The sequence below is a fragment of the Pseudomonas gozinkensis genome, from assembly GCF_014863585.1.
Lineage (GTDB): Bacteria > Pseudomonadota > Gammaproteobacteria > Pseudomonadales > Pseudomonadaceae > Aquipseudomonas > Aquipseudomonas gozinkensis.
In genome coordinates this window covers 1,234,081-1,258,338 of sequence record NZ_CP062253.1, presented here as the reverse complement: position 1 = coordinate 1,258,338, position 24,258 = coordinate 1,234,081, and the positions used below count along the sequence as shown (strand labels likewise).

Here is a 24,258-nt window from a genome sequence, read left to right as displayed (position 1 = left end):
CTACAGGATCTCGCATGCCGTTCGCCAACAAACCGCTCAGCGGTCTGAAAGTCATTGAATTGGGTACTTTGATTGCCGGGCCGTTTGCCTCGCGCATCTGCGGCGAATTCGGCGCCGAAGTGATCAAGATCGAGTCGCCGGACGGCGGTGATCCACTGCGCAAATGGCGCAAGTTGTACGAAGGCACGTCGCTGTGGTGGTTCGTCCAGGCGCGCAACAAAAAGTCCCTGACGCTGAACCTGAAACACCCCGATGGCCTGGCGATCCTGAAAAAACTGCTGGGCGAAGCCGACATCCTGATCGAGAACTTCCGTCCCGGTGTATTGGAAAAACTCGGCCTGAGCTGGGAAACCCTGCATGCGCTGAACCCGAAACTGGTAATGGTGCGTCTGTCCGGTTTCGGTCAGACCGGGCCGATGAAGGATCAGCCGGGTTTCGGTGCGGTGGGTGAATCCATGGGCGGCCTGCGCTACATCACCGGTTTCGAAGACCGCCCGCCAGTACGCACCGGGATTTCCATTGGCGATTCGATTGCGGCTTTATGGGGCGTGATCGGTGCGTTGATGGCCCTGCGTCATCGCGAGGTCAACGGCGGGCTCGGCCAGGTGGTCGATGTGGCGCTGTACGAAGCGATCTTCGCCATGATGGAAAGCATGGTGCCGGAGTTCGATGTTTTCGGCTTCATTCGTGAGCGCACCGGCAACATCATGCCAGGCATCACGCCTTCGTCGATCCACACCAGCGCCGATGGCAAACACGTGCAGATCGGTGCCAATGGCGATGCGATCTTCAAGCGTTTCATGCTGATCATCGGCCGTGAGGATCTGGCCAACGATCCGGCGCTGGCCAGCAATGACGGGCGCGACACCCGCCGTGACGAGCTATACGGCGTGATCGACCGTTGGGTCAATTCGCTGCCGCTGCAAACCGTGCTCGATCTGCTGAACCAGGCCGAAGTCCCGGCCAGCCGGATCTTCAGTGCCGAAGACATGTTCAACGATCCGCAGTACCTGGCCCGGGAAATGTTCCTCCACGCCAAACTGCCGGACGGCAAAGCCTTCAAGATGCCGGGCATCGTGCCGAAACTCTCTGAGACACCCGGTACGTCCGAATGGGTCGGACCGCGGCTCGGTGAACACAATGCGCAGGTACTCCACGATCTTGGCTACGACGAGAAGCAGATCGCCCGGTTGCGCGAAGACGGAGCCATCTGAGCTGAAGCGCCTGACGCCCCCGGCCTCGAACCGCGCCCACCATTGGTGGACCTGGCGGTTGTTCGGCCTGTTGTTTTTATTGGTACTGCCGGCGTGGGCGCAGGCCAAACCGACGTTGATCTGGCTGCTGCGCGACCTGCCGCCGCTGACCATTTTCGAAGGGCCGAAAAAGGGCCAGGGCGTTATCGATCAATTGATGCCGATGCTGATTGCCGGCATGCCGCAATACGAACACACCTTGATGCGGGTCAATCGGGCCCGTGGCCTCCAGATGCTGCATGAACATCCCTTCGCCTGCGATCCTTCGCTGATCTGGAACAAGGAACGGGCGCAATGGATCGCCTTCTCCATCCCTGCGTTTCGCGCGGTCAGCAATGGTTTGGTGGTTCGTCAGAAAGATCGCGAAGTGCTGGAGCCGTTTCTGGTCGAGGGTGAAGTCGACCTGTCGGCGTTTCTGGCCAACGGCGAGCGAAAAGTCGGGGTGGTTGCGGAACGCAGTTATGGCGAGTACATCGATGCATTGCTGCATCAGGCGCCGAACGGCGCTTTGACGCCGCATTACGGCAATGACGCACTCAGCAGCCTGTTGTCGATGCAGCGTCTGGGGCGTTTGCAGGTGGTGTTGGGTTACTGGCCGGAAATCCGTTATCAGGCGCGGCAGGCCGAGATCGCAGAGGACGAGTTGCTGTTCTTCCCGATTCGCGGCACAGGCAAGTACCTGTCGGGACATGTCGGCTGCACCGACACTACGGCAGGTCGACAGGCGATTACGGAGATCAATCACCTGTTGCGCACCCTGCCCCACGAACATCTCAACCAGCTCTACGCCGACTGGCTCGACCCCGAGAGGCGCCAGGACTATCTGGAACAGGCGCGGATTTTCTTCCAGCAACAAGCCGCACAATAAATTACGGGCAAAAGAAACCCCGAGAAGTGGGGAGACGACTCGGGGTTAAACGTGGTCTGTATCAAAGACCCGTAGCAGCAAGCGACAAGCACCGGAGCACAATGCTTGATCCTGCTGTTACGGGGTCTGACTGATCCGGGTGCAGGAAGGTTCCCACAAAAGAAAAATCAGTTTCAGAGGGTCGGGTGCTTGTCGAGGGCTGCGTTTCGCAACGCGGCGATCACACAGGGTTCCAGCCGGCCTTCGGCAATCAGGATGTCACGGTGCAAGCCGTCGACCACATCCGTCAGTTGGCGCTTGTCGCTCAATTGCGCCTGATTGAATTCGCGCTCCACCACGATCGCGCCGCTACCGTTCTTCAAGGTCACCAGGCATTGGCCATGCAGACCGCTTGGGGTCAGCGTCACCTGATACGGGCTCAGAGCCTCACCGAGCAATAGACTGATACTTTCCATCTCGATCTCCACTCAATAGTCCGAAAACACAGTGTCTGGGGCGTGTTCACAGTAAATGACCACCGGCCCGAGAGGAAAGTTCTGCTTGTCGCCGGTCTCTCCCGGAGCGTCACCGGCCTATCGGAGCATGCAGGGTGAAGATGACAGAAAAATAACCAAGAGCCTCATACCTCGACGGAATGCCGGGGGATTGTCATGTAGGTGTCCAGCAGACTCCTCATAAGCACCGCCGAGACCGGCGTGTGCAGACAGCCCAGCAACGTGATCCCGTGCACTCTCAGCAAGGTTTCCAGATCCTCCTGCAGAGCGGGCGCTACCGCCCCCACCATGATCAGCGCCTGCGCTTCCTGCCTGTCGGCCAGCTGCCGGATGAGCGCCAGCCCGTCACCGCTCTTCAACTGTGGATTGCACACGGCGATGTCAACGGCTCCGCGGCGCTCCAGCGAGCGCTTTGCCGATCCCAGTGACGGCGCGGTCAACACATCGTAGATGCCGATGGCGTTGAGCATCTGGTGCAACGCCATCAACTGGAACGGGTTGGGTTCTAGAATCAGGATCTTGAGCGAGCGCATGGGATGACCTCTGGAACGACAATCGCGGATTCACGCCGCGGTGGCCTGTCACTCTAGGGCACTCGTCCTAAGCCTCCCATCAGAAAAGTAGCCGCGTTTTATAGGACTTTTCCCATCTTTAATGCGGACATAGACACCCGTTCTCCTTTCGCCGCTCGGTGATGTCCGTCCAGCCTCCGAGCAGACCACGGAGTTTTCCATCGGCACTGTAAAACGGCACCGTCCACTGATAGATCTGACGGGGACCGCCCTTGAACAACAGCAGTCGTTTGCTGAAGCGCGTTTTACGCGTGCCCAGTTGTGCCATGAATTCGTCATGCAGCATCAATGCCGTGGCCTGTGGAAGTGCATCGATCTCGAACAGCATACGGCCCTGCACCTGTTCCAGCCGAACCGACAGCGCATCTTCATAACTGCGGTTGCACATGATCAACCGCCCTTGCAGATCGCGCACGAACACCGGGTCGGGCATTGCATCGATCAGTGCATGTTGAAAGGCCAATTGATCGCCCAGGTTCTTTTCGGCCGCGCGTCTCTGTTTTATCTCGGCCGCCAGTCGACGGTTCCACAGCAGCGACAAGAGTCCGAATACCCCGAGCCCGCCCATTGCCCAGCACCCCCACTTGATCAGCAGCGAGCCGATCGAAGGTGCCGGCGCAGGAGAAATGCCATCCAGCCATTTCAGGCGCATGGCCCGTAGCTCCGCCGCCGAAAAAGCGCCCAATGCCTTGTTGAGGATGCTCAGAAGCTCGGGCAGCCCCTTGCGTACCGCCAGATGATCCGCCTCCCACTTGCCCTCCACGAGACCACCGACCTTGAGCAGGCCGGAGGGAAACAGCTGAGCGCCAATCTCGTTTTCGATGGTGGCGTAGGCCTCGCCACTCTCCACCAGCGCACGAGCCTCGGGATAGGTCTTGACCGAAAGGATCTGGATCGACGGGTAATCGCGTCGAATGCTGTCCTCCAGCGCGTGTCTGGCCGGCAGCACCAGTACCCGTTTGGCCAGCGCTTCAAGCGACTGTATCGCCGGCTCGCCCGAATGACCGACGAACACCCATCCGGCACCGCCGAACGCGTGACTGAAGTCCAGAAACGCCTTGCGCTCGTCATTCATTGCCAACGTCGTGCTGATGTCCGCGACACCACTCTGAAGCCGCTCGAGCATATGATCGGTGGAGAACGACTCCTGATGCACAAACTGCAGACCGGTCATGGCACTGATGTGCTTGAGCACATCGTTGTTCAAACCGCTCCACTGACCATGTTCATCCTGAAACAGGTACAACGGATACTGCACCGAGGCGACGGTCACCCGGGGGTTATCACGAATCCACTGACGCTCATGCTCGTCCAGCTCGATGGGCTTTACAGACTCCACCGTATCGGAATGCTTGGCCAGATGGGCTGCTTCGGTCCACTGCGAAACTCCGAAGCCCCCCAATAAAAACAACCAGCACAGGGCTGGGTTCAATCCTGAAAAAAACCGCATTGCCACATCCTTCGTCATCGACTCGCCCGTCCTTCGTGGGCGAAACGCGCGCAGTGTGGCATGCAAAAACAAGAAAGCCCGTCAGGAGACGGGCTTCAAAATGTGACAGCTTTGCGGGCTTAGAGGGGCTTGCCTCGGTTGCCATGCTGACTGACAAAGGCTTGCACGGCTTTCAGCTCATTCGGCAGGACTGTGCAGCGCTCTTCTCTCTCAAACAAATCAGAAAGATGTGCAGGTAGTTCGAGAGCTTTTCCTACACCGGCTTTCTCCACCGCGTCCGGGAACTTGACCGGATGCGCCGTGCCCAGAATCACCATCGGGATGTCCAGGCTGCGGCGGCACTCGCGAGCGGCCTTTACACCGATGGCGGTGTGCGGATCCAGCACTTCACCGGTCTGTTCGTAGACTTCGGCGATGGTTTCGCAGGTTTGCGCATCATCCACGGCCAGCGAGTCGAACAGTTTGCGCGCCTCGGTCCAGCGTTCCTGTTCGACGCTGAAACCGCCGCCTTGCTTGAACGAGGCCATCAATCCGGCAATCGCCGCGCCATTGCGACCGTGCAGGTCGAACAGCAGGCGTTCGAAGTTCGACGAGACCATGATGTCCATCGACGGCGACAGCGTGGCGTGCAGGGTTTCCTTGACGTACTGGTTGCCGCTCATGAAGCGGTGCAGGATGTCGTTGCGGTTGGTGGCGACGATCAACTGGTTGATCGGCAGGCCCATGTTGCGCGCCAGGTAGCCGGCGAAGATGTCGCCGAAGTTGCCGGTCGGTACCGAGAACGACACCGAACGCGCCGGGCCACCCAGTTGCAGCGCTGCGTGGAAGTAGTAAACGATCTGGGCCATGATCCGCGCCCAGTTGATCGAGTTCACTGCAACCAGACGGGTGCCCTTGAGGAAGCTCTGGTCGGCGAAGCTGGCCTTGACCATTTCCTGGCAGTCATCGAAGTTGCCTTCGATGGCGATGTTGTGGATGTTCTCACCGAGGATGGTGGTCATCTGCCGACGCTGCACTTCGGACACACGGTTGTGCGGGTGCAGGATGAAGATGTCGACGTTTTCGCAGTGCTTGCAGCCTTCGATGGCAGCCGAACCGGTGTCACCGGAAGTTGCGCCGACGATCACAACGCGCTCACCGCGCTTCTCCAGCACGTAGTCGAGCAAGCGACCGAGCAGTTGCAGGGCGAAGTCCTTGAACGCCAGGGTCGGGCCGTGGAACAGCTCCAGCACCCATTCGTTGCCGTTCAGCTGACGCAGCGGCGCCACGGCGTTGTGGGCAAACACACCGTAGGTTTCTTCAAGAATCTTTTTGAAATCGGCGTCCGGAATGCTGCCGGTGACGAACGGGCGCATCACCCGGAAGGCCAGCTCGTGATACGGCAGGCCGGCCCAGGAAGCGATTTCTTCCTGGGTGAAACGTGGCAGGTTTTCCGGGACGTACAGACCGCCGTCGGTGGCGAGACCGGCCAGCAGGACGTCTTCGAAATTCAGGGCCGGTGCCTGGCCGCGGGTACTGATGTAACGCATGACTGACTCCAATGGACAGTGTTCACGACACCGGCCCCGCTGGCGGGACCGGTGAAGGAGATCAACTTAGTTCAAGTGCTCGACGCGGATCCGCACGACCGGACCCACCACGCCCGCCAGCGCTTCAAGAGCAGCGATAGCATCGTTGATGTGCTGTTCCAGCACGCGGTGGGTCAGCAGAATCATCGGCACCAGGCCGTCGTGTTCCTCGACTTCCTTCTGCATGATCGACTCGATGTTGATGCCGCGCTCCGAGAGGATGCTCGCCACCTGAGCGAGAACGCCCGGATGGTCCTTGGCCTGAATGCGCAGGTAGTAGGCGCTTTCGCAGGCTTCGATCGGCAGGATCGGATGGGCCGACAGCGAGTCCGGCTGGAAGGCCAGGTGCGGCACGCGGTTTTCCGGGTCGGAGGTCATGGCGCGAACCACGTCCACCAGATCCGCGATCACCGACGAAGCGGTCGGCTCCATGCCGGCGCCGGCGCCGTAGAACAGGGTCGAACCGGCAGCGTCACCGTTGACCATCACCGCGTTCATCACGCCGTTGACGTTGGCGATCAGGCGATCGGCCGGGATCAGCGTCGGGTGTACGCGCAGCTCGATACCGGCGGCGGTGCTGCGTGCCACGCCCAGGTGCTTGATGCGGTAGCCCAGCGCTTCGGCGTAGTTCACGTCGGCGGTGGTCAGCTTGGTAATGCCTTCGGTGTAAGCCTTGTCGAACTGCAGCGGAATACCGAACGCGATCGATGCCAGGATCGTCAGCTTGTGCGCGGCGTCGATGCCTTCGACGTCGAAGGTCGGGTCGGCTTCGGCGTAGCCCAGCGCTTGCGCCTCGGCCAGCACGTCTTCGAAGGTGCGACCCTTCTCGCGCATTTCGGTGAGGATGAAGTTGCCGGTGCCGTTGATGATCCCGGCGACCCAGTTGATCCGGTTGGCGGACAGGCCTTCACGGATCGCCTTGATCACCGGAATGCCGCCGGCTACCGCCGCTTCGAATGCCACGATCACGCCTTTCTCGCGTGCCTTGGCGAAAATTTCATTACCGTGAACGGCAATCAGAGCCTTGTTCGCGGTGACCACATGCTTGCCATTCTCGATGGCCTTGAGTACCAGCTCGCGGGCAACGGTATAGCCGCCCATCAGCTCTATGACGATGTCGATCTCAGGGTTCGTGGCCACTTCGAAGACATCGCTGGTAATCGCAATACCGGTCGTCTGGAACTGAGGCTTTGGCGTGCGCATGGCAATTTGTGCCACTTCGATTCCACGCCCGGCACGACGAGCAATTTCCTCGGCGTTGCGCTGAAGTACGTTGAAGGTTCCGCCACCGACGGTCCCTAACCCACAGATGCCTACTTTGACCGGTTTCACTGTGAACTCCCCATAAAACGGCCGACGCGAGGCCGGCCGTGAAAACAACCGCAGGTTCGCGGCTCTCTATTGATGGCCCGGCAATCCTGCCGCCGGACCACGCTCGTCACACCCGGGCGTGACGATGCGAATTACTTCGCGCCCAGCGCCAGTTTGGCGACTTGTGGCGCAGGCTGATAGCCCGGAATCACTTGTCCGTCAGCCAAAACGATGGCCGGCGTGCCGTTCACGCCGATCGACTGACCGAGGGCGAACTGCTTGGAAACCGGGTTTTCGCACTTGGCGGCCTTGATTTCCTTGCCATCGACCATTTTGTCCATGGCCGCTTTCTTGTCTTTCGAGCACCACACGGCTTGCAGTTGCTCGTCACCCGGCGAGCCCAGGCCCTGGCGCGGGAACGCCACGTAACGCACTTCGATGCCGCGCTTGTTCAGCTCGGGCACTTCGGCGTGCAGCTTGTGGCAGTACGGGCAAGTGGTGTCGGTGAACACGGTGATGTGCGACTTGGTTTCGCCCACGGCCGGGTAAACCACGGTCTCGGCCACCGGGATCGCATTGATCAGTTTGGAAATGCCCAGGCGCTCGGTCTTCTCGGTCAGGTTGACCGGTTTGCCGTCCTTGAGCTGGAACATGTAGCCCTGAACGATGTACTGGCCGTCGGCGCTGGCGTAGAGCACGCGGCTGCCCTTGAGCTTGACTTCGTAAAGGCCCGGCAGCGGGCTGGCGGTGATGGTGTCCACCGGCACATCGAGCTGGAGGTTTTGCAGGCTTTGGCGAATCGCTTTGTCGGCCGCGTCATCGGCGACGGCAAAGGTGCTGACCAACGCAATGGCTGCGGCGGCGAAAATCTGGGTCAGACGCATGAGAACTCCTGAAGGCGGACAAATGGAACGATCAGGACGCCCGTGCCGGAACACCGGGTCATAACCGCCCATCGTGCAAACCGGCAAAGCCTACCACATAAGGCTCCCGTGGCCGAATGCGCCTGTCGCAAGACAAAATGCGCTCAGCCGCGCGGGTGATGTTTGGCATGCAGATCCTGCAATCGCGCCCGGGCGACGTGAGTGTAGATCTGCGTGGTGGACAGGTCGCTGTGGCCCAACAGCATCTGTACCACCCGCAAGTCGGCGCCATGGTTGAGCAGGTGCGTGGCAAATGCGTGACGCAAGGTGTGCGGCGACAGCGACTTGCCGATCCCGGCGACCTTGGCTTGATGCTTGATCCGATGCCAGAAGGTCTGGCGGGTCATCTGCTCGCCGCGCTGGCTGGGGAACAACACATCGCTCGGGCGCCCACCGAGCAGCTCGCCGCGACCGTCACGCAGGTAGCGCTCAACCCAGACGATCGCTTCCTCGCCCATCGGCACCAGCCGCTCCTTGCTGCCCTTGCCCATCACCCGCAACACGCCCTGACGCAGGTTGACCTGCTCCAGAGTCAGGCTGATCAGCTCGGTGACACGCAGACCGCAGGCATACAAGACTTCGAGCATGGCTCGATCACGCTGGCCAATAGCTTCGCTCAAGTCCGGAGCCTTCAGCAGCGCTTCGACGTCGGCCTCCGAGAGGGATTTGGGCAATGGCCGACCGAGTTGCGGCATGTCCACGCGCAAAGTCGGATCGACCGAGATCAGTTTTTCCCGCAGCAGGTAGCGATAAAAGCCACGCACACCGGAGAGAAATCGCGCGGTGGAGCGAGGTTTGTAGTTCTGTTCCAGACGCCAGGCCAGGTGATCGAGGATCAACTCGCGACCGGCATTGATCAGCTCGAGGTTTTTCTCCTGCAACCAGCCGTTGAACAGTGCGAGATCACTGCGGTAGGCGTCGCGAGTGTTGTCGGAGAGACCTTTCTCCAGCCAGAGGGCGTCGAGAAACTGGTCGATCAGCGGATGGTCGATGGCAGGCATGGGCGCTCAAGACACGCAGGCTTGGCACTGCGCGCAAATAAAGAGTGAACGGTTGAAATGGCCGCTAGTCTTTCATAGCCCGCTATTTCAAGGAACAGGGAACTTCAATGAACGAACAGCAAATTCTGTTGGTTTTCGGCGGCATCGGCGCTGCCGCGCTGGGCTGCCAATGGCTCGCCTGGCGCCTGAAGCTGCCGGCGATTCTGTTTCTGCTGCTGACCGGCATTCTGGCGGGCCCCGTGCTGGGCTGGCTCGATCCGCAGGAAATGTTCGGCCCGCTGCTGATGCCATTGGTGTCGCTGGCAGTGGCGCTGATTCTGTTTGAAGGCAGCCTGACCCTGCATCTGTCGGAATGGCGCGAGATCGGCAGCGTCGTGCATCGGCTGGTCACCATCGGCGCACTCTCGACCTGGATAGTGATCGCAGTCGCGACCCACTGGCTGCTGGGCTTCGACTGGCTGCTCGCCATCCTGTTCGGCAGCCTGACCCTGGTCACCGGGCCGACCGTGATCGTGCCCATGCTGCGCGTGGTACGGCCGAAGGCTTCGATCGCCAACATCCTGCGCTGGGAAGGGATTGTGATCGACCCGATCGGCGCACTGCTCGCGGTGGTGGTCTACAGCTTTATCATCGCCCGGGCCGAAGGCCATGGCCTGGAACAGAGCTTGCTGACGTTCGGCGGGGTGATTGTCTGTGGCAGTGCGTTCGGCATCGCCGGTGGCTGGTTGCTCGGCACGATCATCCGGCGCCAGTGGTTGCCAGAGTATTTGCACAATCTGGCATCGCTCGCCGCAGTGCTGGGAATATTCATCGCTGCCAACCAGGTCATGCACGAATCCGGGCTGCTGGCGGTGACACTGATGGGCATGTGGCTGGCGAACATGAAGGGCGTGGATGTGCGGCACATCCTGCACTTCAAGGAAAACCTCAGCGTGCTGCTGATTTCCGGGCTGTTCATTTTGCTGGCGGCACGACTGGATCTGAAGGCGCTGATCGGCCTCGGGCCGCTGGTGTTGATTCTGTTGCTGGTCATCCAGTTGATTGCCCGTCCGCTGAACGTGGTGCTGAGTACGGCCGGTTCGAGTCTGAGTTGGCGTGAGCGTGCACTGTTGTGCTGGATTGCTCCACGAGGGATCGTCGCGGCGGCGGTTTCGGCGATTTTCGCGATTCGGCTGGATGAAGCAGGCCATGAAGGTGCGCTGTTACTGGTGCCGCTGACCTTTGCCGTGATCATCGGCACCGTCGTGCTGCAAAGTGCGACCGCCCGGCCACTGGCGCGTCTTTTGAAGGTTGCGGAACCGGCGCCCAGTGGCTTTCTGATCGTCGGGGCGAACGGGCCGGCGCGCCTGCTCGGCAAGTCGCTGCAGCAGCTGGGCAGCCGAGTGCTGCTCACGGACTCAAGTTGGGAAAACATCCGGGCCGCGCGCATGGATGGCTTGCCGACCTACTTTGGTAATCCGGCCTCGCAGCACGCCGATGCGCATCTGGACCTGGTCGGACTGGGACATTTGCTGGCGCTGTCACCGTCGGGCGAACTCAATACGCTGGCAGCCATGCGCTTTCGTCATGACTTTGGCCATCAACGCCTGTTCGGACTGGCCAGCGGTCAGGAAAGCCGTCGCAGCGACAAGCACCGCGCCAGCCTCGAACATCGCGGCAATCAACTGGGGAGCGAGGCGTTCACCTACACAAAGCTGGCCAGCCAGATGGGCCAGGGAGCCGAGCTATACAGCACGACGCTGACGGACGGTTTCGGCTGGGACGATTACCGGGCGCTGCATGGCAATCGCGCGACGCTGCTGTTCGTGCGTGATGACAGTGGCTGGGTGCATGTCGTGTCGCCGGAAACCATACTGAAGCCGGGGCCGGGGTGGACGTTGCTGGCGCTGATTCAACCGGAGAGTGTCAGCGCCTGACAGATCAAATCGCAGGCAAGCCCGCTCCCACAGTGTCCGTGTCGAACACATCATCAGCGGACAACACAAAATCTGTGGGAGCGGGCCTGCCCGCGAATGCCGCGATGCGGTGCCGGATCAGGCCGCGAAACCCGGCAGCACCGGCACCGGGCGCTTGTCATCATCGATGGCAACAAAGCTGAACTGCCCGTGAATCGCTTTCTCACGCCCATCGCAACTCATGCTTTCAACGAATACTTCCACCTCTACCTTGAGACTGGTGTTGCCAACCTTGATCACCCGCCCGACCAGCTCGACGATGGAACCTGCCGGGATCGCATGATTGAAGTCGATACGATCAGTGGACACGGTCACCAACGGCAAACGGCAAAACCGTGTGGCGGTGATGAACGACACTTCGTCCATCCAGGCCAGCGCGGTGCCGCCGAACAGGGTGTTGTGGTGGTTGGTGGTCGGCGGGAAAACCGCCTTGGTCACGCGGGTCACCGAGAGTTCGGTGCGGCGTTCGATTTCTTGCTCGCGAGGGGTCATGGGGCTGGCCTGAAACAAAAATGCTGTGGATAAATTGCGGGCAACAAAAAAGCAGCCCGTAGGCTGCTTTTTTCTGCATCGGAAGCTGGACTTAAGCCAGTTTTTCCTTGATGCGAGCTGCTTTACCCGACAGGTCGCGCAGGTAGTACAGCTTGGCTTTACGTACGTCACCGCGACGTTTAACAGCCATGCTGTCGATCTGCGGGGAGTAGGTCTGGAAAGTACGTTCTACGCCAACACCGTTGGAGATTTTACGAACGGTGAACGCACTGTTCACGCCGCGGTTACGCTTGGCGATTACAACGCCTTCGAACGCTTGCAGACGGGAACGATCGCCTTCCTTCACTTTCACCTGAACGACGATGGTGTCGCCTGGGGCAAAGGTAGGGATTTCTTTGGTCATCTGCTCTGCTTCGAGTGCAAGGATGATTTTGTTGGTCATGCTGTGCTCCTAAGGTAAATCGTCTGATCTACCATCGATACGTTGTTAACTATCGTCCCGCTCGCGGATGTATTCCTCGAGCAGCTTCTTCTCTTCTCCAGAAAGCGAGCGGCTTTCCAGAAGATCGGCGCGTCGTTCATAGGTCCTACCAAGGGACTGCTGTAAACGCCAACGCCGGATGTGTGCGTGATTGCCACTTAGCAATACGTCGGGAACACGCTGATCCGCATACACCTCCGGTCGGGTGTAGTGCGGGCAATCCAGCAAACCATCCGTGAAGGAATCTTCCTCCGCGGAGTCCGCATGCCCTAAAGCTCCAGGCAGCAGTCGTGTAACCGCATCTATCAGGACCATCGCCGGCAGCTCGCCGCCAGACAGGACATAGTCCCCAATCGACCACTCTTCATCGACATGAGCATCAATAAAACGCTCGTCAATGCCTTCATAGCGACCGGCAATCAGAATCAATGCATCCGATTTCGCCAGTTCGCGTACCGCCGACTGAGTCAGTTGACGGCCTTGGGGGGACAGGTAAATCACCTTCGCCGCCTCCCCGGCTGCTGCTTTGGCCTGAACCAGAGCATCTTCCAGGGGTTTGATCTTCATCACCATGCCCGGACCACCGCCAAACGGGCGATCGTCCACAGTGTGATGCCGATCCGTCGTGTAATCCCGCGGATTCCAACAGGTCAGCTGCAAGAGCCCCTGTTTGACCGCTCGACTGGTGATGCCGTAGTCGCCGATGGCGGAAAACATCTCGGGAAACAAACTGATCACTTCTACGCGCAAGTTAGCCACGCTTAGAAGTCCGCGTCCCAATCCACCTTCATCTCGCCCGCTGCGAGGTCGACTGCCAACACGCATTGCTCCGTATAGGGCAACAGGCGTTCGCGATCATCCAGGCTGCCAGCGCAAGGCTTGACTACCATTACATCATTGGCGCCGGTTTCCAGAAGATGATCGATTTTCCCGAGCAATTGCCCAAGTGTGTCGATGACCTTCAGACCTTCCAGCTGGTACCAGTAGTACTCGCCTTCGGTCAATTCAGCGAACAGATTGCGCGGCACGCAGATCTCGTAACCGGCCAGAAGTCGAGCTTCTTCACGATCATCAAGACCTTTGAGCTTTGCGACCAGGAACTTGTCGCTCCCGCGTCCACTGACCAGCTCGACCTGTTTGACATTGCCTTCGCGCTTGAGCGTCCAGGTTTTGTACTGCAACAGGTTTTCAGTCGGATCAGTAAAGGAATAAACCTTCACTTCGCCGCGAACGCCGTGAACAGAGTAAATTTTGCCAATAACGATCAAATCATCGGCAACAGCAGGCGTCGCGTTCATATTGCTCAGGCCGCAGCCTTAGCCGATTCCTTCAGCAACTGAGCAACACGCTCAGAAGGCTGTGCACCAACGCTCAGCCAGTAGGCAACGCGCTCTTGGTTCACGGACAGGCGGATTTCCTGACCACGTGCAACAGGGTTGAAGAAACCAACCTGTTCTTTGTGGGAACCGTCACGCGGGTTGCGGGAGTCGGTTACGGTCAGGTGGTAAAACGGGCGCTTTTTGGAGCCGCCAAGGGCAAGACGGATTGTTAGCATGTGAACATCGTTCCTGTAGTCGGTGCTGCAAATCTAAATGCACAGCGGGCATGGGTGCCCGAAAGGCCGCATATTCTAAGGAATATCCGGACTTTTGCAAATGACTTTTTCCGGCGCCTGTGGCATGCCGTGCAGATTTGCGATAGAGCCGTCGATGAAAACGGCCGGTCAGCTCCCGCCGAGTGCGGGTTTGCTGTAGATCCCGCTTCCTTGCGGGACTGCGCCGGTGCGACGACCGGCGAGTTCTTTTACATCTTTGGCATGCCGCCGCCGGGCAACATTCCGCCCATGCCGCGCATCATTTTCGCCATTCCGCCCTTGGCGGAGAATTTCTTCATCATCTTCTGCATCTGCTTGTGCTGCTTGATCAAGCGGCCGATGTCCTGCACCTGGGTGCCGGAACCCATGGCGATCCGGCGCTTGCGCGAACCGCTGATCAGCTCAGGGTCGCGGCGCTCGGCCGGGGTCATGGAGTTGATGATGGCTTCCATCTGTTTGAACTGTTTCTCTGCGGCGTTCTGGGCGTTGCCCATTTGCGAGAGATTGACGCCACCGATGCTCGGCAGCTTGTCCATGAGGCCGCCGAGGCCGCCCATGTTCTTCATCTGTTGCAGCTGATCGCGGAAGTCTTCGAGGTCGAAGCCCTTGCCCTTCTTCAGCTTTTTAGCAAGCTTGTCGGCCTTGTCCTTGTCGAGGGTCGCTTCGGCCTGTTCGATCAGGCTGAGCACGTCACCCATGCCGAGGATTCGCGAGGCGATACGCTCGGGGTGGAACGGATCGAGCGCTTCGCTCTTCTCGCCCATACCGATGAACTTGATCGGCTTGCCGGTGATCGCGCGAACGGACAGCGCAGCACCGCCACGGGCATCACCGTCGACCTTGGTCAGGATCACGCCGGTCAGCGGCAGCGCATCACCGAAGGCCTTGGCCGTGTTGGCCGCGTCCTGACCGGTCATGGCGTCGACCACGAACAGGGTTTCCACCGGGTTGATCGCGGCGTGCAGCGCCTTGATCTCGCCCATCATCTCTTCATCGATGTGCAGACGACCGGCGGTGTCGACGATGACCACGTCGATGAATTTCAGTTTTGCTTCTTTAATAGCCGCGTTGGCGATGTCGACCGGCTTCTGGCTCAGGTCAGACGGAAAGAACGTCACGCCGATATCATTGGCCAGGGTTTCCAGCTGCTTGATCGCCGCCGGACGGTAGATGTCCGCCGACACAACCATGACCGACTTCTTCTTGCGCTCTTTGAGGAAGCGCGCCAGCTTGCCGGCGGTGGTGGTTTTACCCGCGCCCTGCAGACCGGCCATCAGAATGACAGCAGGCGGAACGGCGCTCAGGTTCAAGTCTTCGTTGGCCGCGCCCATCAGGCTTTCGAGTTCGGCCTGGACGATCTTCACGAACGCCTGGCCCGGCGTCAGGCTGCGCGACACCTCGGTGCCGACAGCGCGCTCCTTGACCGAATTGACGAAGTCCTTGACCACCGGCAGGGCGACGTCGGCTTCGAGCAACGCCATGCGCACTTCGCGCAGGGTGTCTTTGATATTGTCTTCGGTCAGCTTCGCCTTGCCGGTGACATGGCGCAGCGTCTGCGAGAGACGGTCGGTTAAGTTTTCAAACATTGCGCGATCCTTTCAGGCCCTGTGTAGACCGGGATAATGGCGGCCCAGACCGGAATCAACATGTGCTCGGCGAGCCTGCGGCGTGGGCAGGTCGCGGATTATAGCGAAGACTGCGCCTCGCGGACACCTCGCTGTCAGCTTGCCGGTCTTTCGTGCGATGGCGGTTCTATGCCAAACTCAGCGCCTTTCGGGCTTGCCTAACAGGATTTATGCTCCCCTTGTCACCGAGTTTGCTGACCACCCTCGCCGCCGCCCTTCTCTACGCCGCTGCGACCCTCTATCAGGGCACCCGCCTGGCCACTGGCGCCAAGGCCAACAAGCGCCTGCTGGTCTCGCTCGGCGTCCTCGCCGTGCTGGCCCACAGCGCCAGCCTGCTTACACATTTGTTGACGCCGATCGGCCTGGGCCTGGACTTCTTCAGTGCCTCGAGCCTGATCGCCGCCGCTGTCATTGCCCTGACCCTGCTGGCCTGCTCGCGGATCCCGGTGGAAAACCTGCTGGTGCTGCTGTTCCCGCTGGGCGCGATCACGGTACTGCTGGCGCAGTTCGCGCCGACCGGCACGGTGCAGATCATCGATGAAGAACCGGGCATCCTCGCGCACATCCTGTTGTCGATCCTTGCCTACGGCATGTTCACCATCGCGGTATTCCAGGCCCTGTTGCTGCTGGTTCAGGATCATCAGCTCAAGCACAAACACCCGTCCGGGCTGATCAAGAACTTCCCGCCGCTGCAAACCATGGAAAGCCTGCTGTTCGGTTTCCTCTGGGCTGGCTGGACGCTGCTGTCGCTGTCGCTGATTTCCGGCTGGCTGTTCGTCGAGAACCTGTTTGCCCAGCATCTGGTGCATAAAACCCTGCTGGCCTGCCTGGCCTGGATCGTGTTCAGCGTCCTGCTGTGGGGTCGCAACCGCCTCGGCTGGCGCGGGCACAAGGCAATCCGCTGGACCCTTGCCGGTTTCTGCCTGCTGATGCTTGCGTATTTCGGCAGCAAACTGGTCCGTGAATACATCCTGCACATCTGACGGGCGGCATAAATGGACGGTTTGCCCATAGGGCCGATGCTCGCGGTATTTGTCCTGCTGATTCTCTGGTCGGGGCTGTTTACCGCCGTCGAAGCGGCGCAACAGCACTTGCTGGCGCAACGCACCGCATCGCGCGCCAATGACAAGCCCCTGGCGAAGCTCAGCTTCCCGCTCGACAGCCTGATCCTCTGCAATACCTTGTGCCGCGCCCTCGCCGTCATTCTGGCCACCCTGCTGGCAATTTTTCTCTGTGAAGAAAACGGCCCCTGGGCGGCCTGCCTCGGTGCCGGCGCCCTGCTGCTGGTCTTTGCCGACTATTTCCCGCGCGCGCTCGCCCTGCGTTATCCGGATGCAGTGCTGTCGTTCGGCAATACGCTGCTGGCAGTACCGCTGAAAGTGGTTTACCCGCTTGCCTGGCTGCTGAGCCGCATCAGTGGTTTGCTGATGCGCCCGTTCATCCGCAAGCCCCAGGTGGTGCAACAGAGCGAAGACGATGAGCCCGCGGAGCGTCATGACGACCCGGACCATCCTGTGCGCCCGCACCCGGTTTCAGGCATCCATGCGCTGGACAACATCACAGTCAACGACATCCTGGTGCCGCGCAGCGATGTCGACGGCATCAACCTTGACGATCCGATCGAAGAAATCATCGAGCAATTGCGCAAGAACCGTCGCACTCGCCTGCCGGTGTTTCACAGTGATATCAATCAGGTCGAGGCGGTGCTCAACACCCGGCAGATCCGCCACCTGCTGGACAACGGCAGCCTGACCCGCGAAGCGTTACTGGCGGCCAGTTACGAGCCGTATTTCGTCCCCGAAAGCACCCCGCTGCAACTCCAGCTGCTGAACTTCCACAAGCAGCAGCGGCGTCTGGGCATGGTGGTGGATGAGTACGGCGAAGTGCTGGGGATTGTCACCCTGGAAGACATTCTCGAAGAAATCGTCGGCGAATTCGAAAGCGAGCACAGCCTCGACAACCCGCACATCCACCCGCAAGCCGATGGCCGCATGGTGATCGATGGTGCGGCGTCGATCCGCGAACTGAACAAATGCCTGGGCTGGCACCTGCCCAGCGACGGCCCCCGGACCCTCAATGGCCTGGTGACCGAAGCGCTGGAAACCATCCCGGAAAGCGCGGTCTGCCTGAAGATCGGCCGCTATCGCCTGGAGATTCTCGAAACCGAGGAGAACCGCGTGAGCAAAGTCCTGATCTGGCACACCTCCTCGGCCCCGGCGCTGGCCACTGCCCGCTAGACAGCCCCTTGTTCAATCGTTAGCCACCTTCCTATAATCGCGGTGCTTACCCAAGCCCCGCCGAACTGTGTGCTTACCCTGCACCCGACTGGTTCCGGCCGGATCATCGGCAATATCCGCATCACACCGACGACTGTTCCTACCTGAAGCAGCGATCGCGCCTCATCCCACATCCCTGGGTGTTCGACCATAATAATTCGCTCCAACGGAGCTCATGACTGTCAGGGATCACCGCATGACGACCAGTACCGCTTACAGCGACACCACGCCTGCCCAACCGACCAACTCCGCCACCCGCGTGGCCACCGCGAGTTTCATCGGCACGGCCATCGAGTTCTACGATTTCTATGTCTACGCCACCGCCGCTGCGCTGGTCATCGGGCCGGTGTTCTTCCCGCAGACTTCCGGCACGGCGCAGATGCTCTCGGCATTCCTGACCTTCGGCATCGCCTTCCTCGCCCGACCTTTGGGTTCGGCACTGTTCGGCCATTTCGGTGACCGGATCGGGCGCAAATCGACTTTGGTCGCTTCGCTGCTGCTGATGGGTATCTGCACCACGCTGATCGGCGTACTGCCGGGCTACGACAGCATCGGGGCGTGGGCGCCGATCCTGCTTTGCGTGCTGCGCTTCGGCCAGGGCCTTGGATTGGGTGGGGAATGGGGCGGTGCGGCGCTGCTGGCCACCGAAAACGCCCCGAAAGGCAAACGGGCGTGGTTCGGCATGTTCCCGCAACTCGGCCCTTCGATTGGTTTTCTGGCGGCAAACGGCCTGTTCCTGACCCTGGCCATGAGCCTGAGCGACGAACAGTTCCGCAGCTGGGGCTGGCGGATTCCGTTCCTGCTCAGTGCAGTGCTGGTGATGGTCGGGCTGTACGTGCGCCTCAAGCTTCACGAAACCCCGGTGTTCGCCAATGCCATTGCGCGTCAGGAGCGAGTGAAAGTGCCGCTGGTCGAGCTGTTCAGCCAATACTGGGCACCGACGCTGCTGGGCGCCGCCGCCATGGTGGTGTGCTATGCGCTGTTCTACATCTCGACCGTGTTTTCCCTGAGCTATGGCGTATCCACATTGGGTTACAGCCGCGAGACGTTCCTCGGCCTGCTGTGCTTCGCGGTGCTGTTCATGGCGGCCGCCACTCCATTATCGGCATGGGCCAGTGACCGATACGGGCGCAAACCAGTGCTGATCGTCGGCGGTATACTGGCGATTCTTTCCGGATTTCTGATGGAGCCGTTGCTGACTCAGGGCTCGACCTGGGGCGTGGCGCTGTTCCTGTGCATCGAGCTGTTTTTGATGGGCGTGACGTTCGCCCCGATGGGCGCTCTGTTGCCGGAACTGTTTCCGACGCACGTCCGGTATACCGGTGCATCGGCGGCCTACAACCTCGGCGGTATTGTCGGGGCCTCGGCGGCGCCATTCTTTGCGCAGAAACTGGTGGCGATGGGTGGTTTGAGTTATGTCGGCGGGTATGTGTCTGCGGCCGCGGTGCTCAGCTTGATCGCTGTGCTGTGCCTGAAGGAAACGCGCAATAACGATTTGAATCAGGTTGCCTGATCCTGGATCAAAAGCTTCGCGAGCAAGCTCGCTCCCACAGTGTCCGTGCCACACACATAATTTGTGAACACCGCCGAACCTGTGTGAGCGAGCTTGCTCGCGATGGACGCGACTCGGTTTACAGCTCTACAACGACCGCCTGAGAAGCACGGGTCGCTTTGGCGCGAGCGGCTTCAATCGACTCGTCACGGGCCAGCGCAACACCCATGCGGCGCTGACCATTGACCTCAGGCTTGCCGAACAGACGCAGCGCGGTATCCGGTTCGCTCAGCGCAGCGCCGAGGTTGGCGAATGCGGTCTGGGTCGACTGACCTTCCACCAGAATCACCGCCGAGGCCGATGGGCCGAACTGACGGATCAGTGGCACCGGCAGGCCGAGGATCGCCCGGGCGTGCAGGGCGAACTGCGACAGGTCCTGGGAAATCAGGGTCACCAGACCGGTGTCGTGTGGGCGCGGCGATACTTCGCTGAACCACACCTGATCGCCCTTGATGAACAGCTCGACGCCGAACAGGCCACGGCCGCCCAACGCTTCGGTCACAGCTTTGGCAACGCGCTCGGATTCAGCCAGTGCGATTGGGCTCATGGCCTGCGGCTGCCACGACTCCTGGTAGTCGCCCTTCTCCTGACGGTGGCCGACCGGCGCACAGAATGTGGTACCACCCACGTGACGCACGGTCAGCAGGGTGATTTCGTAGTCGAAATCGATGAAGCCTTCGATGATCACCCGACCTTTACCGGCGCGACCGCCCTCTTGGGCGTAATCCCAGGCTTTCTGCACGTCATCGGCGCTGCGCAGCAGGCTCTGGCCCTTGCCCGAGGAACTCATCACCGGTTTCACGACACACGGGAAACCCAGGTCCTGAACGGCTTTGCTGTAGTCCTCGAAGGTGTCGGCGAAATGGTACGGCGAAGTCGGCAAATCCAGTTCTTCGGCAGCCAGGCGACGAATGCCTTCGCGGTTCATGGTCAGTTGCGCGGCGCGGGCAGTCGGGATCACGGTGAAGCCTTCGGCTTCCAGCTCCACCAGCGTGGCGGTGGCGATGGCTTCGATTTCCGGCACGATGAAGTGCGGTTTCTCGGCCTCGATCACTGCACGCAGGGCAGCGCCGTCGAGCATGTTGATCACGTGGCTGCGATGGGCAACCTGCATGGCCGGCGCGTTGGCGTAACGGTCGACGGCGATCACTTCAACGCCCAGGCGTTGCAGTTCGATCACCACTTCCTTGCCCAACTCACCACAGCCACACAGCAATACGCGGGTCGCGGTCGGCGACAATGGAGTTCCGATACGGGTCATCTCAGGTCCTCAAAGAAGCGGATCATCGAGGAAAGCAACGCCGGACGCGCTTTCCATGGGGAGAAAGCGCGGCATTTTACATGAACCTGAGGGTTTGGCTTCAGCCGGCGACAGCCTGTTTGCGTTCACGCCAGGCCATGATCAGCCAGACGGCGGTGACACCGGCGAACTTCGAGGTCAGCGCAGTGATGAGCACCGGCGGCGTCAGCAGGTCGATCATGCCGAAGAAGATGAAGGTATCGAGGGGAATGCTCAGCGCCGAGCTGATCCACAAGCGGTCGCGCAGCGGGCGCTTGGTGATGGTGAACACCAGCCAGTCGATGCACTCCGAGACCGCGAATGCCGTGGCGCTGGCCAGCGCAATCGACGGATCGGAAGTGACATAGGACAGCACCAGCGCCGCCAGCATCGCCGCAATCGCGCCGTGGCCGAAACGGATCTGCACCATGTCGCGCAGCACGAACACCAGCCCGCCCCAGGCCGACCAGATGATGTCCAGGTGCGGCGCGGTGGAGAAGGCGAAGTTGATCAGCACGACGCTGCTGATGTAAGCGATGAGGAAAATCATGGGCGTGACCTGTCAATTTGGCGCACAGGTTACTTCAGCCCTTCGATGACGCCAATCAAATCGGTTATTGCCCCGGTGTTTTGCCGATCATCCAGACCAGTCCACTGGCCTTCGCCCGCTCATGACACAGCCCTAGCACCACCCGCCGCTCGTCATTGGTCATGCGACTCCAGCGGGTGATCTCCTCGACCGTGCGCTGGCAACCGGTGCAAATGTCGTCCTCATCCAGCGCGCAAATGCTCACGCACGGCGAGGCGACGGGTCTTTCCGGGGTTGTCATTCTTCCTGCTCGACCAGATCGCGCGCATAGCGCTGGGAGTTATGCACATAGTGCGCGGCACTGGCTTCGAGCATCTTTTTCTGTTGCTCGGTCAACTCGCGCACGACCTTGCCCGGCGAGCCCATCACCAGCGAACCGTCAGGAATGTCCTTGCCTTCGCCAATCAGCGAATTGGCGCCAATGATGCAGTTCTTGCCAATCTTCGCGCCATTGAGGATGACGGCGTTGATGCCGATCAGGCTGTAGTCGCCGACCGTGCAGCCATGGAGCATGGCGTTGTGGCCGATGGTCACGCCGGTGCCGATGGTCAGCGGATAGCCCATGTCGGTGTGCATCACCGTACCGTCCTGCACATTGCTGTTCTTGCCGATCAGGATCAGTTCGTTGTCGCCACGCAGCACGGCGTTGAACCAGACGTTGGCGCCCTCTTCCAGTCTGACCTTGCCCACCAGCACGGCGTTGGGGGCGACCCAGCTCTGCGGATGGGTTTCGACACGGGCGTCGCCCAGGCGGTATTTCATCTTGTATTCCTCAGGGCTCACGATGGCTGGCCATTCGAACGATGGCTTCAGGTATTGATGAAGCTTTTTGGCGGTTGATGCAGGCTGATTTTGGCGTCATAGAGCAGGTTGATCAACTCGACGATCATGATCGCCGTCAGACCCCAGATCTTGTATTCGCCGTAGCGATAGCTCGGCACATACCAACTGCGACCCTGATAGTCGATGCGATGGGTGTGTTCGCGGGGGTCCTTGCGAAAGAACTCCAGTGGCACGCTGAACACCGCAGCGATCTCGGCATCATTGGCCTGGTATTCGACAAAATCGGGAATCACCCCGACATACGGCGTGACCTTGATGCCATGCAGGGAAATCAGCGGACTGAGCGGACCGATCACTTCGACCAGTCCCGGCGGCAGGCCGATTTCTTCTTCAGCTTCACGCAGGGCGGTAAACACCAGGTCCGGGTCTTCCGGATCCCGTCGTCCACCGGGGAAGGCGACTTCGCCGCCGTGGGTCGAGAGCCCGCTGGCGCGCAGGGTGAGGACAAGTTCGGGTTCGTCACTGCGAGTAATCGGCACCAGGACAGCGGCCTCGGGGAAACGCGTGTCGGTCTCCAGCGTGCGCGGCGTGTGATTGCTTACCCGGTGCAGTAGCTCGTCCAGCATAAGTGTTCTCGATCGGTGCCTTACCCTGCATCATGCACCAATCATGGCGACCGCCCAAGCCCCGAACGGGCGTCATGTCGCGAAACGACAACTTGCCGACTGACACCGCTGCACGCCAAGATAGGCGCAGCATTCAGGAACCCCAGCATGAAATTTTGCAGCCAGTGCGGCAACCCGGTGACCCAGCGCATTCCCGAAGGCGACTCGCGGCTGCGATTCGTCTGCGACAGCTGTCAGACGATTCACTACCAGAACCCCAATATCGTGGCCGGTTGTGTACCGACCTGGGGCAGCAAAGTCCTGCTGTGTCGCCGCGCCATCGAGCCTCGACTCGGTTACTGGACGCTGCCTGCCGGTTTCATGGAAAACGGCGAGACCATCGAGCAGGCCGCCATCCGCGAAACCGCGGAGGAAGCCTGCGCCCGGGTGCACAACCTGAGCATCTATACCTTGATCGACGTGCCGCACATCAGTCAGGTGCATGTGTTTTTCCGCGCCGAGCTGGCGGATCTGGACTTCGCCGCCGGCCCAGAGAGCCTGGAAGTGCAACTGTTCGACGAGGAAGACATTCCCTGGGACGAACTGGCTTTCCGCACGGTGGGCCGTACTCTGGAATGCTTCTTCGCTGACCGCCGCGTCGAGGTCTATCCGGTTCGCTCCGAATCGATCCCGCCGCTCGCTCAACCGGCCATCACTTGATTTCGACGGCGGCCGGCCGATAACCGGCTAACGCAGCCCGCGACAGCGCCTGCACACTATCTATAAATAAAGTATCTGCTTCATTTCTGGGGAATCGTTTCAATGCGCTGGTTGCTTGCCCTGTTCTGCCTGTCGTTCGTCACCGTCTCCCAAGCGTCATTCGTGACCACCGTGACGCCTTCGAACACCCCGCTCATCGAAAAAGTACTGGTGCTCAAATCGGCTCATCAACTGCAGTTGATCGCCGACGGCAAGCCACTCAAGAGCTATCGTATTTCCTTGGGCAAGGGCGCGAAAAAAGGCCCGAAGCTGATTGAAGGCGACAAACGCACACCGGAAGGTTTCTATTGGATCGACTGGCGCAAGACCAGCGACAAATTCAACCTGTCGATGCACATCTCCTACCCGAACATCAGCGACTCCGCCCGCGCCCGCCGCGAAGGTGTCGAGCCTGGCGGGATGATCATGATCCACGGCACACCGGATTCCGAGGACAACCCCGAACAACTGTTCCACACCCTGGACTGGACCGATGGCTGCATTGCCATGCGCAACGTCGACATGCGCGAAGTCTGGAATCTGGTGCCGGATGGCACGATGATCGAAATCCGCCCTTGATTCTCTAACAAGGGAACACGTTCTACAGGGCCACAAGGTGGCCCTTTTTCTCGACCATTGGTCGCCCGTAAAAAATAAATTCAAAAAAATCGCAACCTGCGACAGCTCTTCAACGGTGATACCACTTTCACCCGGAAGAACTGCCGCAGACTGCGATTTTTTGCTTTCCGTCATCGACCCCTAATACCACTTGAAACCACCCACCCTCAAACACCCGAACCCAAAGGACTACAGGCATTTCCGACGCGT

At 60.1% G+C, this 24,258-nt stretch carries 26 protein-coding genes; 8 read left to right on the top strand and 18 right to left on the bottom strand.

Features of this window, described 5'->3' with window-relative positions; all coding sequences use genetic code 11:
• Positions 1-14 precede the first annotated feature (14 nt).
• Together IHQ43_RS05495 and IHQ43_RS05490 are read left to right on the top strand one after the other, a co-directional pair.
• Positions 15-1,214 (top strand): CaiB/BaiF CoA transferase family protein, encoded by a 1,200-nt coding sequence (locus IHQ43_RS05495; protein WP_192563650.1) that lies wholly within the window; start codon positions 15-17, stop codon positions 1,212-1,214.
• Positions 1,141-2,121, top strand: coding sequence for a TIGR02285 family protein (locus IHQ43_RS05490; RefSeq protein ID WP_192563649.1), 981 nt, complete (start codon positions 1,141-1,143; stop codon positions 2,119-2,121). The genes IHQ43_RS05495 and IHQ43_RS05490 overlap by 74 nt, the downstream gene beginning before the upstream one ends.
• Positions 2,122-2,294: 173 nt before the next feature.
• Here IHQ43_RS05490 and IHQ43_RS05485 read toward each other — a convergent pair whose 3' ends face one another.
• The 7 genes from IHQ43_RS05485 to xerD all read right to left on the bottom strand — a co-directional run bounded on the left by IHQ43_RS05485 (position 2,295) and on the right by xerD (position 9,440).
• Positions 2,295-2,576 (bottom strand): DUF3509 domain-containing protein, encoded by a 282-nt coding sequence (locus IHQ43_RS05485; protein ID WP_192563648.1) that lies wholly within the window; start codon positions 2,574-2,576, stop codon positions 2,295-2,297.
• A 164-nt stretch (positions 2,577-2,740) separates the two neighbouring features.
• On the bottom strand, positions 2,741-3,148 hold the full coding sequence (locus tag IHQ43_RS05480) for a response regulator (RefSeq protein WP_192563647.1): 408 nt from the start codon (positions 3,146-3,148) through the stop codon (positions 2,741-2,743).
• Positions 3,149-3,266: 118 nt separating this feature from the next.
• A complete protein-coding gene (locus IHQ43_RS05475) occupies positions 3,267-4,637 on the bottom strand; it encodes a transporter substrate-binding domain-containing protein (protein WP_192564954.1) in 1,371 nt (456 codons plus the stop codon).
• A 119-nt stretch (positions 4,638-4,756) separates the two neighbouring features.
• Positions 4,757-6,166 carry a threonine synthase gene (gene thrC, locus IHQ43_RS05470; protein ID WP_192563646.1) on the bottom strand — a complete coding sequence of 470 codons (1,410 nt, stop codon included), beginning with the start codon at positions 6,164-6,166 and terminating at the stop codon, positions 4,757-4,759.
• A 66-nt stretch (positions 6,167-6,232) separates the two neighbouring features.
• Positions 6,233-7,537, bottom strand: a complete 1,305-nt coding sequence (locus tag IHQ43_RS05465) for a homoserine dehydrogenase (protein ID WP_192563645.1) — start codon at positions 7,535-7,537, stop codon at positions 6,233-6,235.
• Between the two features lie 131 nt (positions 7,538-7,668).
• Positions 7,669-8,400 (bottom strand): bifunctional protein-disulfide isomerase/oxidoreductase DsbC, encoded by a 732-nt coding sequence (gene dsbC, locus IHQ43_RS05460; protein ID WP_192563644.1) that lies wholly within the window; start codon positions 8,398-8,400, stop codon positions 7,669-7,671.
• A 143-nt stretch (positions 8,401-8,543) separates the two neighbouring features.
• Positions 8,544-9,440, bottom strand: coding sequence for a site-specific tyrosine recombinase XerD (gene xerD, locus IHQ43_RS05455; RefSeq protein WP_085729749.1), 897 nt, complete (start codon positions 9,438-9,440; stop codon positions 8,544-8,546).
• Between the two features lie 107 nt (positions 9,441-9,547).
• On the opposite strand from xerD, the gene IHQ43_RS05450 reads away from it, so the two are divergent.
• Positions 9,548-11,356, top strand: coding sequence for a cation:proton antiporter (locus IHQ43_RS05450; protein WP_192563643.1), 1,809 nt, complete (start codon positions 9,548-9,550; stop codon positions 11,354-11,356).
• 117 nt (positions 11,357-11,473) lie between these two features.
• Here IHQ43_RS05450 and IHQ43_RS05445 read toward each other — a convergent pair whose 3' ends face one another.
• The 6 genes from IHQ43_RS05445 to ffh all read right to left on the bottom strand — a co-directional run bounded on the left by IHQ43_RS05445 (position 11,474) and on the right by ffh (position 15,548).
• Complete coding sequence (locus IHQ43_RS05445) at positions 11,474-11,887, bottom strand: acyl-CoA thioesterase (protein ID WP_011332614.1); 414 nt, start codon at positions 11,885-11,887, stop codon at positions 11,474-11,476.
• 91 nt (positions 11,888-11,978) lie between these two features.
• Entirely contained in the window at positions 11,979-12,329 is a 351-nt protein-coding gene (gene rplS / locus IHQ43_RS05440) for a 50S ribosomal protein L19 (protein ID WP_003175895.1), read from the bottom strand.
• Between the two features lie 45 nt (positions 12,330-12,374).
• Positions 12,375-13,127: a tRNA (guanosine(37)-N1)-methyltransferase TrmD gene (gene trmD / locus IHQ43_RS05435; protein ID WP_085711645.1), complete on the bottom strand. Its 753-nt coding sequence runs from the start codon at positions 13,125-13,127 to the stop codon at positions 12,375-12,377.
• 2 nt (positions 13,128-13,129) lie between these two features.
• Positions 13,130-13,666, bottom strand: coding sequence for a ribosome maturation factor RimM (rimM, locus tag IHQ43_RS05430; RefSeq protein ID WP_085688896.1), 537 nt, complete (start codon positions 13,664-13,666; stop codon positions 13,130-13,132).
• A gap of 5 nt (positions 13,667-13,671) precedes the next feature.
• Positions 13,672-13,923, bottom strand: a complete 252-nt coding sequence (gene rpsP / locus IHQ43_RS05425; protein WP_003185073.1) for a 30S ribosomal protein S16 — start codon at positions 13,921-13,923, stop codon at positions 13,672-13,674.
• Positions 13,924-14,171: 248 nt separating this feature from the next.
• Entirely contained in the window at positions 14,172-15,548 is a 1,377-nt protein-coding gene (ffh, locus tag IHQ43_RS05420; RefSeq protein WP_102357592.1) for a signal recognition particle protein, read from the bottom strand.
• Positions 15,549-15,757: 209 nt separating this feature from the next.
• On the opposite strand from ffh, the gene IHQ43_RS05415 reads away from it, so the two are divergent.
• The 3 genes from IHQ43_RS05415 to IHQ43_RS05405 all read left to right on the top strand — a co-directional run bounded on the left by IHQ43_RS05415 (position 15,758) and on the right by IHQ43_RS05405 (position 19,376).
• A complete protein-coding gene (locus IHQ43_RS05415) occupies positions 15,758-16,570 on the top strand; it encodes a cytochrome C assembly family protein (RefSeq protein WP_085697265.1) in 813 nt (270 codons plus the stop codon).
• 12 nt (positions 16,571-16,582) lie between these two features.
• Positions 16,583-17,824: a transporter associated domain-containing protein gene (locus IHQ43_RS05410; RefSeq protein ID WP_192563642.1), complete on the top strand. Its 1,242-nt coding sequence runs from the start codon at positions 16,583-16,585 to the stop codon at positions 17,822-17,824.
• A 235-nt stretch (positions 17,825-18,059) separates the two neighbouring features.
• On the top strand, positions 18,060-19,376 hold the full coding sequence (locus IHQ43_RS05405; RefSeq protein ID WP_192563641.1) for an MFS transporter: 1,317 nt from the start codon (positions 18,060-18,062) through the stop codon (positions 19,374-19,376).
• A gap of 118 nt (positions 19,377-19,494) precedes the next feature.
• Here IHQ43_RS05405 and purT read toward each other — a convergent pair whose 3' ends face one another.
• The 5 genes from purT to IHQ43_RS05380 form a co-directional block, all read right to left on the bottom strand.
• Positions 19,495-20,676, bottom strand: coding sequence for a formate-dependent phosphoribosylglycinamide formyltransferase (purT, locus tag IHQ43_RS05400; protein WP_085697261.1), 1,182 nt, complete (start codon positions 20,674-20,676; stop codon positions 19,495-19,497).
• Positions 20,677-20,776: 100 nt separating this feature from the next.
• Positions 20,777-21,244, bottom strand: coding sequence for a preQ0 transporter (locus tag IHQ43_RS05395; protein WP_192563640.1), 468 nt, complete (start codon positions 21,242-21,244; stop codon positions 20,777-20,779).
• A 64-nt stretch (positions 21,245-21,308) separates the two neighbouring features.
• Complete coding sequence (locus IHQ43_RS05390) at positions 21,309-21,524, bottom strand: DUF1289 domain-containing protein (protein WP_007954618.1); 216 nt, start codon at positions 21,522-21,524, stop codon at positions 21,309-21,311.
• Positions 21,521-22,045, bottom strand: coding sequence for a gamma carbonic anhydrase family protein (locus IHQ43_RS05385; RefSeq protein WP_192563639.1), 525 nt, complete (start codon positions 22,043-22,045; stop codon positions 21,521-21,523). The genes IHQ43_RS05390 and IHQ43_RS05385 overlap by 4 nt, the downstream gene beginning before the upstream one ends.
• A gap of 47 nt (positions 22,046-22,092) precedes the next feature.
• Positions 22,093-22,692 carry a CoA pyrophosphatase gene (locus IHQ43_RS05380; RefSeq protein WP_064382420.1) on the bottom strand — a complete coding sequence of 200 codons (600 nt, stop codon included), beginning with the start codon at positions 22,690-22,692 and terminating at the stop codon, positions 22,093-22,095.
• Positions 22,693-22,839: 147 nt separating this feature from the next.
• Here IHQ43_RS05380 and IHQ43_RS05375 point away from each other — a divergent pair, with 147 nt between their 5' ends.
• Both IHQ43_RS05375 and IHQ43_RS05370 read left to right on the top strand, forming a co-directional pair.
• Positions 22,840-23,391 carry an NUDIX hydrolase gene (locus IHQ43_RS05375; protein WP_192563638.1) on the top strand — a complete coding sequence of 184 codons (552 nt, stop codon included), beginning with the start codon at positions 22,840-22,842 and terminating at the stop codon, positions 23,389-23,391.
• A gap of 102 nt (positions 23,392-23,493) precedes the next feature.
• A complete protein-coding gene (locus IHQ43_RS05370) occupies positions 23,494-24,009 on the top strand; it encodes a L,D-transpeptidase family protein (RefSeq protein WP_007954614.1) in 516 nt (171 codons plus the stop codon).
• The last annotated feature ends 249 nt before the right edge of the window (positions 24,010-24,258 follow it).